The sequence below is a fragment of the Izhakiella australiensis genome (genome assembly GCF_002006995.1).
In the GTDB taxonomy this organism is placed as follows: Bacteria; Pseudomonadota; Gammaproteobacteria; order Enterobacterales; family Enterobacteriaceae; genus Izhakiella; species Izhakiella australiensis.
Map to the genome: position 1 here is coordinate 88,215 of NZ_MRUL01000003.1, position 14,746 is coordinate 102,960.

Below are 14,746 nucleotides of genomic sequence, written 5' to 3' on the forward strand. Positions count from 1 at the left end.
TAAGGGTTAAGGCAACACAGTATCGTTATTTTCCGCCTGCTGCTCGCGCTGTTCACGCTGGCGGCGCAAACGTAATTTCTGTATCAGATTGCGCGCTTCCGCTTCAGAGCCGACCGCTGGCGCCGAACCGCGTAAAGGCTTACGCGCCGTTTCACGGGTGGTGAATACGGTGATCACACCGATCAGCCCGGCGACCATCAGATAATAGGCCGGCATCATCAGATTATGCGTTTTTTCCACCAGCCAGGTGGTAAGCAGCGGCGTGGTGCCGCCAAACAGCGATACCGAAATATTAAAGCCTATCGCCAGCGCGCTGTAGCGGATTTCAGTGGAAAACAGCGCGGGCAGTGTGGCCGGCATCGATCCGCTAAAGCAGGTATGCAGCATGCCAAGTACCATTAATCCGACAAAAACCCACAGCAGGTTGCCGGTGCCGATCAGCATCAGGCAAGGCACCGCCAGTACGATCAAGCCAATCGCACCAAGCCAGATAACCGGACGCCGACCCAGCCGATCGTTCCAGTGCCCCCAGAACAGCGTCAGGGGCATCATGACAAACATCACCACCATCACCAGCATCAAGCCACTTAGCTCGCTCAGTCCAAGAATACCGGTAAGGTAACTCGGCATGTACGAGGTCAGCATGTAGTTTGAGACGTTAAACAGCAGTACCAGGCCAATACATTTCAGCATCTGAGCACGATATTTATACAGCATCTGCCACAGACCCAGACGCGGTTTGCTGTGCTCCAGCTCATCCTGTTTTTCCATATGTTTCTGGAAAGCGGGGGTTTCTTCCAGTTTCAAGCGGATATACAGACCAAACAGCCCAAGCGGCGCCGCAATAAAGAAGGGAATGCGCCAGCCCCAGCTCAGCATCGTCTCCGTCGGCAGCGCCGCCGTCAGACCGGTAACCAGCCCCGCGCCAAGCAGATAGCCGCCCAGGGTGCCGAACTCCAGCCAGCTGCCCATAAAGCCGCGACGGTTATCCGTTGAGTATTCCGCGATAAACGTTGCCGCCCCGCCGTATTCGCCGCCGGTGGAGAACCCCTGCACCAGGCGGGCGACCAGCAGCAGAATCGGCGCCATGATGCCTATCGACTCATAGCTGGGTATCAAGCCGATACAGAAGGTGCCAATTGACATCATGATCATGGTGATCGCCAACACCTTCTGCCGGCCAATACGGTCACCGAGCGGGCCGAACACCAATCCACCGATTGGGCGCACCAGAAAAGCGGCGGCGAAGGCGCCGAAGGTTGCTATCAGCTGCGCCGCCGGGTTACTGCCGGGGAAAAAGACTTTACCGATGGTGACGGCCAGATAGCTGTATACGCCGAAGTCGAACCACTCCATGGCGTTACCCAGCGCCGCCGCGCCAACGGCACGCTTTAGCAGATCCTTATCAACAATGGTGATGTCATCCACGGTTAGCTCTTTTCTGGGTTTTTTATTCCAGAAATGCTTTTTGCCTGACTGGGGGGTCTTTTCCGTTGTGCTATTCATTCAATCTCCTCTGGTGTCAGGCTGTGTCTTGCCAACATTTGCGGCAAAAATATTTATTCAACCAAGCGCAAACCGCCTAATCTGATTCCTTCAACTTAGCGGTACGAAATGCAAAGGGACACAGCCATGCAATTATGATGCAGCACCATAGCTTTCTCCGTCATTACGCCGTCCGGGCAGGGCGAAGAAAGCTATAAAGCAGCCGGTATGCAGGTGATAAATCACCCAAGTGAAAATTAGCAGGCTGACAATCTATACAAAATAGCGATATGTTGCAAGTTGACGACTTTTACCACTAAAGAACCGCTAAAGATCAGCATGCAACAATCAGTCAGCATAAACAGCAAAACGACTGCTATTAATCATAGCAGCCGTTTTGCTTGTCAGAGGGTACAGGTCAGTAGACTGACTATTTTTTATCCGGGGCGGGAATGGCCAGGGTCATATTGAGCAGGTCGCGGGACTTGTTGAAAATTTTATTACCGTTTTCACGCCCGGCCCGGCGTGAACGCTGTTCCTCCGGCGGCAGAGCCAGCTCTTCCATGCAAATCGGGCTGCAGCAGTTATGATATTTCTTTGCGCAGTCGGGGCACTGAATAAACAGCAGATGGCAGCCGTCATTCAGGCAATTCACATGCGTATCGCACACCGCGCCGCACTGGTGACAATGGGCGATAACCTCGTCGGAGATACGCTCGCCCATGCGTTCGTCAAAGACAAAGTTTTTGCCTTTAAAGCGTACCGGCAGCCCCTGCTCTTTCGCCCGACGGGCATATTCAATAATGCCGCCTTCAACGTGATAGACGTTTTCAAAACCGTTATGCAGCATCCAGGCGCTGGCTTTTTCACAGCGAATACCGCCGGTACAGTACATCACGATCTTTTTGTCTTTTTGCTGCTGTAGCATATCGACTGCCATCGGCAGCTGATCGCGGAAGGTATCGGCCGGCACCTCCAGCGCATTATCAAAGTGCCCGACTTCGTATTCGTAGTGATTACGCATATCGACAAAAACCGCATCCGGATCGTCGAGCATGGCATTGACTTCCGCCGCCTTCAGGTAGGCGCCGACGTGACTGGCATCGAAACTATTATCGTCAATACCGTCAGCAACAATGCGCTCGCGCACCTTCATGCGCAGCACCCAGAACGATTTGCCATCGTCATCGAGCGCCACGTTCATCCGCAGGTTATCCAGGGCCGGATGGAACCCATATAGCATGGCCTTCATCGCGTCAAACTGGCTGGCCGGGACGCTGACCTGGGCGTTGATTCCTTCGCTGGCAATATAAACCCGACCGAATACCTTTAGCGCAATCATCGCCTGATACAGCGCATCGCGGAAAGTTTTCGCATCGTCAATATGGAAATACTTATAAAAAGAGACGGTAGTACGCGCTTCGGTTTCCGCCAGCATGCGCGCTTTCAGCTCTTTATTGTTCACAAGGTTATGTAACACTGGCATGGTGTACGTTCCTTAATTGCAATAGGTGTTGATTTTAGCGCGCGTATAATACCGTAAAGCGTCGCACAATAAAGGGGCCGAACGGAAAATAACCATCGTACCCTTTCAGCAAGGCGCATTTTTCAGTGCGAAAAAAAAATGGCACAATACGCGGCAAACAAAAACAGCAGATGCCACGATGCATCGTTTCTACTGGAATCCTATGACTCAATTGCCCACATTTACGCGCGACCTGCTTCATCCTCGCTACTGGCTGACCTGGTTTGGCATCGGTATCCTCTATCTGGTGGTGCTGCTGCCCTACCCGGTCATTTATTGTTTGGGTTGCGCTCTCGGCCGTCTGGCAAGGCGTTTTATGAAGCGCCGGGTAAAGGTTGCCAGACGCAATCTGGAACTCTGTTTTCCGGCGATGCCAGATGCAGAGCGCGAGGCTCTGATAAAGAAAAACTTCGAATCTGTCGGTATGGGCGTGCTGGAAACCGGCATGGCCTGGTTCTGGCCTGAGTGGCGCATTCGCCGTTGGTCTGGCGCCAGCGGCCTTGAGCATATTGCAAAGGCCAAAGCGCAGGGTCAGGGTATCCTGCTGATTGGTATGCATTTTCTCACGCTGGAACTGGGCGCCCGTCTTTTCGGCATACATAATCCCGGCGTGGGCGTGTATCGCCCGAACGATAATGCGCTGCTCGACTGGCTGCAAACCTGGGGCCGGCTACGCTCTAACAAAAGCATGCTCGATCGCAACGATTTAAAGGGCATGATCCGCGCGCTGAAGCAAGGTGAGATAATCTGGTATGCCCCGGACCATGATTATGGCCCGAAGACCAGCGTGTTTGCTCCGTTCTTTGCGGTGCCCGATGCCGCCAGCACCAGGGGAAGCTATATGCTAATCCGCGCTGCCAACCCGGCAATCATTCCTTTCGTTCCACGCCGCCTGCCCCACGGCAGGGGTTATGAGCTGATCATCTTGCCGGATGCTCAGGGCATCCCGGTTGATGATGAGGTTGTTACCGCCAGCCATATGAACCAGCTGGTGGAACATGCGGTGCTCATGGCGCCGGAACAATATATGTGGCTGCACCGGCGCTTTAAAACGCGTCCCAAAGGGGCGCCGCCGCTCTATTAACGACAAACGGCTGCTGCGGCAGCCGTTTATTATTTATAAACACCGGTAAACTAACGTCATATTTCCATAACGTTAATTTATTGAATAGCAAAATCATCAAAAAAAAGCCATTTTATTGCAATCATTAATTTATCTTTATAATTACCGTTGAAATATATCACTGCAATTAATATGCGAATAACTATTTATCATTGCCGTCCTTCATTTTAGATAAAATAATCATTTTTTGAAAGTTTGTTCCCTGCGATAGGTTTAAACATTAAAAAAACAATTCTTCCATCGCAGTCATTTTAACCGGGATTAAATATGAGCAATGAATTTAAAGGGAATGACCTTTTTCATAGAAGCTTATCCGCACCGGCGAAGTGTTATTTCGCTTACGATGAAACGGACAGTGCCGACAATAAAATAGCGCCTTTATTTCGCGTGGTAAAAAATATCTCTGCTTGTAGCACGGTACATCGGGGGGTGTTAACTGATTATTCCCGACTGGTGGTGATTGGTGATAGCTTGTCAGACTCAGAAGGGAATATGTACGCCAAAACATTCGGCTTCCTTCCCTCCGCGCCGCAGTATTATGAAGGCAGGTTTACTAACGGCTTCACCTGGGTTGATTTTATTAGCTCTCCGCATTTGATGAAAACGACAGTCGTTAATAAGTCAGAAGGCGGCGCGCTTTCAGGTTCATACTGTAAATTAAATCCTCTTTATATATTTCTTTCCAATATGAACCGGCAGATACGATCGTTATCTTTTAACGTTGACGATTTAGTGATCGTTTCACTCGGCGCCAATGATTACATAACAATTAATGAAAAAAATGCGGAAAAGGTAGTTATTAACCAATGTCTGAGGCTGGAGAAAATCATTAAAAAAGGAGCCAGAAGCATAGTTGTGCTCGGCGTACCCGATTTATCTCAAACTCCTTATGCATTAAAAAGCACGCCGGAATACCGACAAGAAAAAAAAGAACTCTCTGTATTGCACAACAAGCTACTTTCACAACGAATTGACGAAATAAATAAAAATCATGCTGCGAATATTTTATACTTTGATGTAGCCAGCACTATGAATGAAATAAAATATGTTGCCGACCAGGAAGGCTATAATACCAATGATGCTTTTACCAATGGCTATATTGGCGGAAGCGGGCAACTCGACACCGCACCGCAATATATGTTTAATGATAATGTCCACCCCACCCAGGAAATTCATGCTGCGTTTGCCATAAAACTGTACGACTTCATTGCTGAAAAGTTACCTGACAACAAAAAGTGACCGCCCTGGCTGCCAATGGCAGCCATTTTTTACCTTTCTGTTACTTATCCCCTTCAAAGCCAGCGGTGATAAGCGCATACTTAGTAGCCTTATTATTTCCCTGCGCATAAAGTGATGCACTGAGGGGTGGGTGCTGCGATATGTCAATGAGTGACGCGTTAACCTCGCCGGTAAACTGGCGGCGGAATTTGTTTGTCGCCTGGGTTGGCTGCTTTCTTACCGGCACGGCCTTCAGCCTGGTAATGCCTTTTCTGCCGCTCTATATCGAGCAGTTAGGTATTACCGATGCGGATGCGCTTAACCTGTGGTCCGGCGCGGCATTCAGCATTACGTTTCTGTTTTCCGCCATCGCCTCGCCCATCTGGGGCGGGCTGGCCGATCGCAAAGGACGTAAAATCATGCTGTTGCGCTCAGCGCTGGGCATGGCGATCGTCATGATGCTGATGGGAATGGCGTCGAATATCTGGCAATTTCTGCTGCTACGCGCCCTGCTGGGACTGCTGGGGGGATTCGTTCCCAATGCTAACGCGCTGATCGCCACCCAGGTGCCGCGTAACAAAAGTGGCTGGGCGCTGGGCTGGCTCTCCACGGGTGCCGTCAGCGGCGCGCTGATTGGTCCGCTGATAGGCGGCCTGCTGGCGGATACGCTCGGGCTGCGGCCGGTATTTTATCTCACGGCAACGGTGCTGTTTATCTGCTTTATCATGACGCTATTTTCCATTAAAGAGGTCATCGTCCCGGTGCAGAAAAAGGATATGCTGCACGCACGCCAGGTATTCACTTCGTTAAAAAATCCCCGCCTGGTGCTGGCTTTGTTCGTCACCACCATGATTATTCAGGTTGCTACCGGTTCCATTGCTCCCATTCTGACCCTCTACGTCCGCCAGCTGAACGGCGACAGCGCCAACCTGGCGTTTATCAGCGGCGTGATTGCTTCGGTGCCGGGCGTGGCCGCGCTGCTGAGCGCGCCGAGGCTGGGTAAGCTGGGCGACCGCATTGGTCCGGAACGCATCCTGATTGCCATGCTGATCGTTTCTGTACTGCTGCTGATTCCAATGTCGCTGGTTACCACGCCCTGGCAGCTGGGTATGCTGCGCTTTTTATTGGGCGCCGCTGACGGTGCTTTGCTGCCTGCAGTGCAGACGCTACTGATTTACAATGCCAGCAACCAGATTGCCGGCAGAATTTTTAGCTATAACCAGTCCTTTCGCGATATAGGCAACGTTAGCGGTCCGCTATTAGGGGCGGCCGTCTCCGCCAGCTGGGGGTTAAGAGCGGTTTTTGTTTTTACCGCGCTGGTGGTGTTGTTTAACGCGCTGTACACCTGGCTGACGCTGCGTAAACCCGGCCGGCTGCCGTTACCAGAAGAGTAGCGCGGCGCATTGCTATTAACATGCTGATATTTCAGATGTATGTTTATAGTAAAAATTTTATGCGCGGGCCTCCTCCGCTGGGAAAACATCGTCTATTCTTTCCTGAAACCCAGTAATCTGAGCAGAGGAGAGATGTCATGGATCTGTATGCCACCCTTGAAGAAGCAATTGATGCCGCCCGCGAAGAATTTCTGGCGGCCAATCCGGATATCGACGAAGAAGAGGTCAGCGTTGCCCAGTTCAACCTGCAAAAATACATTATGCAGGACGGCGACACGATGTGGCAGGCTGAATTCTTTAGCGAAGAGGGAGATGAAGGCGAATGCCTGCCGCTGCGCAGCGGTGAAGCGGCCCAGGCTATTTTTGATGGCGATTACGATGAAATTGAGCTGCGTCAGGAGTGGCTGGCGGAAAATACCCTGCATGAATGGGATGAAGGCGAGTTCCAGCTAACGCCGCCAACCGACACCGAGGAAGGCGCAGCGGCGGCTGAAGAATGGGACGACGACGACAGTGACTCAGACCGCTGGGCCTGAGGGACTGACTTACTCATAGGGTCCGTGGTGGGCGTCGATTGGCAGCAGTAACGTATCAAGCACGGCCGAAAGCGGCAGATCGATAATAGTCAGAACCCGCCACGGCGTATCGCGCACGTCCCAGCGCACCCCCGGATAATACTGATGGCCGTGTCCCTGCCCCGGAACAATGCGGCTAATAATGCTGCCGCAGCCGCTCAGCAGCAGCGCACAAAATCCAACGCAAACCGCACGCCTGGCGTGATGCAGTTTCATAAACTCTTCCCCGAGGTAATACCGCCATTTTGCCCGGTATCGACCAGGCATGATTTATCTTTAATTTAGAGCAAATTCAGGCAATAAAAAAGGCAGCATTGCTGCTGCCTTTTCAGGGAGGATTGGCCTTATTTATTCAGCGAACTTCAGCGCCTTTGAATTCAGCGGCAGCTGCTGATAATAATCAAACCAGTCGTGGTATTTATCGGCATGCTGCCACAGGCGGGCATGCATACGCGACAGCACTACCGGGTCGCTTATCAACATCAGGCGCTGGTCGCGCCCCAGCTTCTGCGGATGTTCACCCAGTGACTGATCGACCAGCCGGTCGCGGGCAAAATCCACGATATCGCTTTTCAGGTGCCGGGCCGTCGCCATTGCGCTGGCGAGCGCGTTAAATGACGGATGCAGCAGCGCATGCATAAAGCCCTGCTCCAGCAGACGCTCGCGGTTTAGCTGAAGATAGCGATCGGTATCCACCAGCTCTTTCGGCGGCGCATACTCCTCAGGGATCAGGAACAGCCTGGCCCGCTGGGTGGCAAGTCCGATGGTCGAACGGCTGGAAATTACCGAAACGAACGGCGAAAGGATCAGCGAAAAGACGATCGGCGCCAGCCACCACAGGAAATTAAGATCCAGCCAGCCCATGCCAATTGCCCAGACCGCACCAAGCAGTAGCTGAGAACCGTGGCGGCGGAAAGCCTCGCCCCATGGCGTCGCATCATCATCACGCTGCGGTGAATTCCAGACCACTTCCCAACCGAGGAAAGCGCTGACGACGAATACCGTATGGAACAGCATGCGCACCGGCGCCAGCAGCACGGAAAACAGCATTTCCAGCATCAGGGAGATAAACAGACGTATCGCGCCGCCGTACGGCTTCGACCCTTTGCACCAGATAAGCACCACGCTCAGCAGCTTCGGCAGGAACAGCAGCACCAGGGTGGTCGAGAACAGCGCAATGGCCAGTTCAGGTCGCCACTGCGGCCACACCGGGAACAGCTGGCGCGGCTGCAAGAAATACTGCGGTTCCATTAAGGTATGCACCACCTGCAATGCCGTCGACAGCGCAAGGAACATAAACCACAGCGGGGCTGAAAGGTACGACATCACGCCGGTCAGAAACACCGCACGGTGAACCGGATGCATGCCTTTAACCAAAAACAGCCGGAAGTTCATCAGATTGCCATGACACCAGCGGCGGTCTCGCTTCAGCTCGTCGAGCAGGTTAGGCGGCAGCTCTTCATAGGAACCCGGCAGGTCATAGGCAATCCACACCCCCCAGCCGGCGCGGCGCATCAGCGCTGCTTCAACGAAGTCATGCGACAGGATAGAACCGGCGAACGAACCTTCTCCCGGCAGCGGCGCCAGCGCACAATGCTCAATAAACGGTTTTACCCTGATTATCGCGTTGTGCCCCCAGTAGTGGGACTCGCCGAGCTGCCAGAAATGCAGACCGGCGGTAAACAGCGGACCGTATACGCGCGTGGCGAACTGCTGGCAGCGAGCATACAGGGTATCCATGCCAGACGCTTTCGGCGAAGACTGGATAATACCCGCGGTCGGATTGGCTTCCATCATGCGCACCAGTCCGGTCAGGCAATCACCGCTCATCACGCTGTCGGCGTCCAGCACCACCATATAGCTGTACTGGCTTCCCCAACGGCGGCAAAAGTCATCAATATTACCGCTTTTACGCTTCACGCGACGACGACGACGGCGATAGAAAATTTTACCTTCGCCGCCCACATCGTTAACCAGCTCCATCCAGGCTTTCTGCTCGGCGATGGCGATGTCCGGATTGTAGCTGTCACTGAGAATATAAACGTCGAAATTCCCGGCTTCACCGGTACGCTTCACCGACTCCCAGGTCGCCCGCAGGCCGGCAAAAACGCGTTCAACGTCTTCATTGCAGATCGGCATAATCAACGCGGTACGGTGCGCCGGGTCTATCGGCTCGTCGCCCACGGTATTATAGGAGATGCTGTACTTATCTTTGCCGATCAGCAGCTGCAGAAAGCCCATCAGGGCGGTCCAGAAGCCGGCGGAGACCCAGCAAAACAGAATGGCGAACAAGAACAGAATGCCGGTTTGCAAAATATAGGGCAGCAGTTGGAAAAAGCTCTGTTGCCAGTTTTGATGCACCATATCCATCGGGTCGATCAGCGCCCAGCCCTGGTAAGGTAGGATGGTTTTCATATACCAGGTCGCGACCACCGTCTGCAGTACCGTCAGGATCAGCAGAATATAGCGGCGAATTGTACCGACGTGACGCCACTGATCTTCCTGTTTCTGCTGCTCCTCGCTGGCGTAGCGATGAGTGGTCTTCTTACCGCGCAGGCTGTCCCAGAAGCGGCCGACCGGATTGGTACGCCAGGCTTCGGGATACATTGAAGAACGATGGTGAGGCGGCATTGCTTTAAGGGTGGTGCGCTCCAGCGCGTCGCGATCGAACTGGCTTCCCTGTTCGCCAGTGGAACCGGGCCAGCTGGCTTCAATGCGTTTTTTTACTGACAGCAAAGAGACGTCATCGCCAGCAGCTGCGCTAGCGACGTCATCGGCCAGCGCGGTTTGAATGGCAGGAAAAGCCTCTGCGGCCGGCGCATCTGCGGCGGCAGTTACCGCTGCGCTTCGCGCAGCGGCTGGCAATGCCTCGATATAGTCAGCAGGGGTTACTGTTGATTTATTCATTGGCAGGTAACTGATAGCTCCAGGTTTCGGTCAGCGGCTTATCGCCATTCATCAGGATCGCACGCATTTCCGTCGGCTGCTTGTTGTCTTTAACGCGCACGCGCAGAATCAAACGCCAGCCTTTGGTGACCGGATTGTAACGCACGCTGTTTTCGACCAGCTCACCGTTTTCGCCGATGCTCACCTGCGGCGTCACCGCCGTGTTATCCGGCAGCTTGCTCATGGCGTTGCCCTCAAAATCAACGATGAAAGCGATCGAGCCGTCAGGCTGACGTACCAGATTAGACTGCTTAACATCACCGGTTGAACGCAAGGTATCTTTAACCCAGGCGAGGCTCTCGGAGTGCAGCTGATCTTCATTACGGGTAAAGCGCAGACGGTAGTTGAAATCCATCTCTTTACCCGGATCCGGCAGTTTTTCCGGCGTCCAGAACGCAACGATATTGTCGTTGGTTTCATCGGCGGTCGGAATCTCCACCAGCTCGACGTGGCCTTTACCCCAGTCGCCTTTCGGCTCGATCCAGGCGCTTGGGCGCAAATCGTAACGATCGTCGAGGTCCTGATACTGATCGAAATTACGCCCGCGCTGCAGCAGGCCGAATCCTTTCGGATTCTCGATGCTGAAATCGCTGATGGCTAAGTGTTTCGGATTATTCAATGGCCGCCAGATCCACTCGCCGTTACCGGCATGGATAGAGAGTCCGTCTGAATCGTGAATAGCCGGACGGTAGTTAGGTACCGGAGACGGCTGGTTAGGACCAAACAGGAACATGCTGGTCAGCGGCGCAATGCCGAGTTTGCCGACGCGATCGCGCAGATACACTTTGGACTGCACGTCAACCGTGCTGTCTTTACCCGGCGTAATATCAAAACGGTAGGCGCCGGTGGCGCGCGGCGAATCCAGCAGCGCATAAATAACTAAATGTTTATCCATCGGTTTTGGCCGTTGGATCCAGTATTCTTTAAAGCGTGGAAACTCTTCACCGGAGGGCAGCGCGGTGTCAATTGCCAGACCGCGGGCGGAAAGTCCATAAACTTGTCCGGCGCCGATAACGCGGAAGTAGCTGGCGCCAAGGAAGCTGGCGATTTCATCCTGCTTCTTTTTGTTGTTCAGCGGATAAAGCACCTTAAACCCGGCGAAACCGAGATTTTTGACCGTATCGGCATCATGCTTTACGTTGCCAAAATTGAAGTAATCAGGTGAATATTTAATTTCACGGACGGTGGACGCGATAACTTCATTGATTTTTACCGGCGTATCGAAATACATGCCCTGATGGTAAAACTCAAGCTTGAACGGGGTTTTCAGCTTGCCCCAGTAGGCTTTATCGCGATTAAACTGAATCTGCTGATAATCAGTATATTTCATATCGCGAAACTGGGAAGGCAGATTGCTTTTTGGCGCCTCGTAGCTCTTTCCTGCTAATTCTTTGGCTTCTTTTGCCACATCGTCAATGCCAAAAGCCCAGCTATTGCTGGCATACATTGAAAGCAAAACTGCCGCGCCAAGCCAGCGCAGTTTCATCAGTTCTGGTTTATTTTTCATTTTAATTAGCACATCCCCCCCCTTTAGTTGTGCTTAAATCGATCCCACCTATATTAATGGATAATCCTGCTTTCCGACAGTATCACCGCAATTTTGTTCCGCAATTATGAATCGTTAACCATCGGATTCTCAAGCGTTTCCCGGAAACAGATTTGCCTGATAGCGCACGCAGCAAAAGCGGACTAGAGTTATCACCAAACTGGCTCAGGGTGAGCCGAAGTTAACGTATTGAAAACAGATATTATATGACGAAAAAACCACAGCAACGCGAACACTATCTTGACTCCGTGCGCGCCTGGTTGATGCTACTGGGCGTACCGTTTCATCTTTCATTGATTTACTCAACGCAAGGCTGGTCGGTTAACAGCCCGCATCCTTCGGCATGGCTGACGCTGCTGAACGATTTTATCCACGCTTTTCGTATGCAAGTGTTCTTTGTTATTTCCGGCTATTTCTCGTACATGCTCTATTTGCGCTATGCGCCGAAGCACTGGATTAAGGTACGTCTGGAGCGGGTGGGCATTCCGATGCTGGCCGCCGTGCCGCTGCTGACGCTGCCTCAGCTGTTTATCCTAAAAGAGTGGACCTCACGCCTTGACGGCTGGGCCGCGTTGACGCCCTACGCTAAGTACAATATGGTCAGCTGGGATCTTATTTCCCATCTGTGGTTCTTACTGGTGCTGTGCATCCTGACCACCCTGGGGCTGATTGCGTTTCGCCTGCTGCGCGATGCCCGCCGGGCAAAAACAGATTATTCCGATCTCAGCTGGGGTAAACTCTCGCTGGCAATCCTGGCTTATAGTCTGCTGTGGGGCGCCTTTCGCCGCACAATATTCCTTCTGCAACCGCAGTGGCTGATGGACGGACTGTTTAGCAATATGGTGATGCAATCACTCTATTTCCTGCCGTTTTTTATTCTTGGCGCCATGGCGTGGAAATATCCGGCAATAAAAGCGCTGTTTGTGCGTCCTGATTATCGGGTTTTTGCTGGCGCCGCCCTCGCCTTCGCCGCCTACGTGGCGAACCAGACCTGGAGCAGCGGTGAAGGCTGGTTGTATGAGCTGGATGCGGTGATCTCAATGCAAATGGGTCTGTGGATGGTCAACGTCACCTTCTCCGCCGGCCACCGTTTCCTGAATTCGCATTCACCACGCATTACCTATCTGGTGAATGCGTCTCTGTTTATCTATCTGGTGCATCACCCGCTGACGCTGCTGTACGGCATCTTCGTTACGCCGCACATTACCAGCAATACGCTGGGCTTTTTTGTCGGCCTGCTGCTGGTGTTTGGCGTGGCGTTTTTGCTTTATGAACTGCACCTGCGCATCCCGCTGTTGCGCTTTTTATTTTCCGGCAAGCCGCAGAAAACGCGCGCCGCCGCCGCGCCGGTTAAGCAGCATTAAAGCAGCCATTCGATCGGTAAATGCCACACCAGCCTGACCAACAGGCGCTGAATAAAACGGGTTTGCGGCTCATGCTTGTGAACCCGTTCTTTTTCTCCCTCGCCGGGATGTTCAACCCAGTTTACCCGCCCCCACTTATCCAGCCTCAGCGTCCAGGCCCGGTCTCTCATGCTGTCATGAAAGCGGCGATGAATATCACCGGCCAGGGTTTCACTTTCAATCAGCAACCCCATTTCGGTATTGAGCATCGCCGAGCGCGGATCAAAGTTAAATGAGCCGATAAATACCTTGCGCATATCCACGCTGAAGGTTTTCGCGTGCAGGCTGGAGCCAGAATTACCCGTAATGCCGCGGTCGTGCGGCGTGCGTCTTTCGCTGTCGGGCTTTAGCTCGTAAAGCGCCACGCCATGGCGCAGTAGCTTTTTGCGCCATCGGGCGTAGCCCGCATGCACCACCGACACGTCGTTGGCGGCCAGTGAGTTCGTCAGGACGGCAATTTTAACCCCGCGCCGCACCAGTGACAGCAGCTGAGCGACGCCGGACCGGGTCGGCACAAAATAGGCCGAGATAATATCGAACTGCTGCTGCGGCTTGCCAATTACTTCCAACAGCCTTTGCGGCAGCAGCGTGCCGGCTTTCGCCCGCCCCAGCCCTTTACGCGGATCGTCACTCAGCAGGCGCGTTTCAGCCCAGATAAAATTTAACTCGCCGCTTTCCAGTCGCCGGAGAAAACTGCTGTGCTGCAAGCGATGTAAATAGCGCCGCGCCTTAGTGCTATCGCGCCAGGCTCGGGGAAGCTTAATCTGGCTGCGATCCAGCGCCTTTTCACCCCCGATGACGCTGCTCAGCGGCACGACCGCCCGGCTGTTCCAGTAGCGTAAAAAATCCTTCTCAACTTCCGCGACCACCGGCCCCACCGCCAGCACGTCCAGATCGGAAAATACCGGTTCTTTACCGGCGCCAAAATAGGCATCGCCGACGTTGCGGCCGCCGACGATGGTCGCCGTACCGTCAACGGTAAAACTTTTATTGTGCATACGTCGGTTAAGACGCGCGAAGTCGGTCAGATAGCCAAGCGCCCGCAAAGTACGGAATGAAAAGGCGTTAAACAGCCGCACTTCAATCTGCGGATGGGCATTCAGCTCGCGCAGCACATCATCCATGCCGATGGTGTTGTTATCGTCGAGCAGTAAACGCACCGCGACGCCGCGATCCGCAGCGTCAAGCAGCGCGCTGAAAAGTAGCCGGCCGGACAGATCGTTTTGCCAGATATAGTATTGAATATCCAGACGCTTTTCGGCCATCTCAATCAGCAGATAGCGGGCAGCAAACGCATCGAGGCTATCCGCCAGCGGATGCACACCGCTGACGCCCGGATGAGATTGAACGCGCGATCCGACCGCGCGCTCAAGGCGGGTGATATTGTTATCGCTCGCTGCGGACAGCGGTAAGGCATCAGCCATGATGTTCTGGTTCCTGCCAGGAAAAGACCGCCGCACGCAACGGCAACGCTTATCGGATATGTTAATGCCTTTATCATAACCTGTTCAGACGAATATGCTTAGTGTCG

Annotated in this window: 11 protein-coding genes; 5 read left to right on the forward strand and 6 right to left on the reverse strand. The window is 53.3% G+C overall.

What is annotated here, in order from left to right; translation table 11 throughout:
• Window positions 1-6: 6 nt before the first annotated feature.
• Together proP and trhO are read right to left on the reverse strand one after the other, a co-directional pair.
• On the reverse strand, window positions 7-1,506 hold the full coding sequence (gene proP, locus BTJ39_RS06410) for a glycine betaine/L-proline transporter ProP (RefSeq protein WP_078001855.1): 1,500 nt from the start codon (window positions 1,504-1,506) through the stop codon (window positions 7-9).
• Between the two features lie 409 nt (window positions 1,507-1,915).
• On the reverse strand, window positions 1,916-2,971 hold the full coding sequence (trhO, locus tag BTJ39_RS06415; protein WP_078001856.1) for an oxygen-dependent tRNA uridine(34) hydroxylase TrhO: 1,056 nt from the start codon (window positions 2,969-2,971) through the stop codon (window positions 1,916-1,918).
• 202 nt (window positions 2,972-3,173) lie between these two features.
• Between trhO and BTJ39_RS06420 the strand changes: the two genes are divergently transcribed.
• From BTJ39_RS06420 to BTJ39_RS06435, 4 genes are all read left to right on the forward strand, one after another.
• Complete coding sequence (locus tag BTJ39_RS06420; protein ID WP_078002103.1) at window positions 3,174-4,094, forward strand: Kdo(2)-lipid IV(A) acyltransferase; 921 nt, start codon at window positions 3,174-3,176, stop codon at window positions 4,092-4,094.
• 306 nt (window positions 4,095-4,400) lie between these two features.
• Window positions 4,401-5,372: an SGNH/GDSL hydrolase family protein gene (locus tag BTJ39_RS06425; RefSeq protein WP_078001857.1), complete on the forward strand. Its 972-nt coding sequence runs from the start codon at window positions 4,401-4,403 to the stop codon at window positions 5,370-5,372.
• Between the two features lie 140 nt (window positions 5,373-5,512).
• Window positions 5,513-6,745: a multidrug efflux MFS transporter MdtG gene (gene mdtG / locus BTJ39_RS06430; protein WP_096777696.1), complete on the forward strand. Its 1,233-nt coding sequence runs from the start codon at window positions 5,513-5,515 to the stop codon at window positions 6,743-6,745.
• A gap of 137 nt (window positions 6,746-6,882) precedes the next feature.
• A complete protein-coding gene (locus BTJ39_RS06435) occupies window positions 6,883-7,281 on the forward strand; it encodes a MysB family protein (protein ID WP_078001859.1) in 399 nt (132 codons plus the stop codon).
• A gap of 9 nt (window positions 7,282-7,290) precedes the next feature.
• Here BTJ39_RS06435 and BTJ39_RS06440 read toward each other — a convergent pair whose 3' ends face one another.
• The 3 genes from BTJ39_RS06440 to BTJ39_RS06450 form a co-directional block, all read right to left on the reverse strand.
• Window positions 7,291-7,536, reverse strand: coding sequence for a YceK/YidQ family lipoprotein (locus BTJ39_RS06440; protein ID WP_078001860.1), 246 nt, complete (start codon window positions 7,534-7,536; stop codon window positions 7,291-7,293).
• Between the two features lie 132 nt (window positions 7,537-7,668).
• On the reverse strand, window positions 7,669-10,227 hold the full coding sequence (gene mdoH / locus BTJ39_RS06445; RefSeq protein ID WP_078001861.1) for a glucans biosynthesis glucosyltransferase MdoH: 2,559 nt from the start codon (window positions 10,225-10,227) through the stop codon (window positions 7,669-7,671).
• On the reverse strand, window positions 10,220-11,755 hold the full coding sequence (locus BTJ39_RS06450; protein WP_176110253.1) for a glucan biosynthesis protein G: 1,536 nt from the start codon (window positions 11,753-11,755) through the stop codon (window positions 10,220-10,222). Before BTJ39_RS06450 ends, mdoH begins: the two co-directional genes overlap by 8 nt.
• Window positions 11,756-12,018: 263 nt before the next feature.
• Between BTJ39_RS06450 and mdoC the strand changes: the two genes are divergently transcribed.
• Entirely contained in the window at window positions 12,019-13,176 is a 1,158-nt protein-coding gene (gene mdoC, locus BTJ39_RS06455; RefSeq protein WP_078001863.1) for a glucans biosynthesis protein MdoC, read from the forward strand.
• Here the strand turns inward: mdoC and BTJ39_RS06460 are convergent.
• Window positions 13,173-14,639 carry a phospholipase D family protein gene (locus BTJ39_RS06460; protein ID WP_078001864.1) on the reverse strand — a complete coding sequence of 489 codons (1,467 nt, stop codon included), beginning with the start codon at window positions 14,637-14,639 and terminating at the stop codon, window positions 13,173-13,175. The two genes, mdoC and BTJ39_RS06460, sit on opposite strands and share 4 nt — an antisense overlap.
• Between the last annotated feature and the right edge of the window lie 107 nt (window positions 14,640-14,746).

Excerpts from the sequence above, each read along its gene's own strand:
- BTJ39_RS06440 (WP_078001860.1), bottom strand. The coding sequence starts at position 7,536 with ATGAAACTGCATCACGCCAGGCGTGCGGTTTGCGTTGGATTTTGTGCG.
- BTJ39_RS06460 (WP_078001864.1), bottom strand. The coding sequence starts at position 14,639 with ATGGCTGATGCCTTACCGCTGTCCGCAGCGAGCGATAACAATATCACC.
- BTJ39_RS06435 (WP_078001859.1), top strand. The coding sequence starts at position 6,883 with ATGGATCTGTATGCCACCCTTGAAGAAGCAATTGATGCCGCCCGCGAA.
- BTJ39_RS06425 (WP_078001857.1), top strand. The coding sequence starts at position 4,401 with ATGAGCAATGAATTTAAAGGGAATGACCTTTTTCATAGAAGCTTATCC.
- mdoH (WP_078001861.1), bottom strand. The coding sequence starts at position 10,227 with ATGAATAAATCAACAGTAACCCCTGCTGACTATATCGAGGCATTGCCA.
- BTJ39_RS06420 (WP_078002103.1), top strand. The coding sequence starts at position 3,174 with ATGACTCAATTGCCCACATTTACGCGCGACCTGCTTCATCCTCGCTAC.
- mdoC (WP_078001863.1), top strand. The coding sequence starts at position 12,019 with ATGACGAAAAAACCACAGCAACGCGAACACTATCTTGACTCCGTGCGC.
- trhO (WP_078001856.1), bottom strand. The coding sequence starts at position 2,971 with ATGCCAGTGTTACATAACCTTGTGAACAATAAAGAGCTGAAAGCGCGC.
- mdtG (WP_096777696.1), top strand. The coding sequence starts at position 5,513 with ATGTCAATGAGTGACGCGTTAACCTCGCCGGTAAACTGGCGGCGGAAT.
- proP (WP_078001855.1), bottom strand. The coding sequence starts at position 1,506 with ATGAATAGCACAACGGAAAAGACCCCCCAGTCAGGCAAAAAGCATTTC.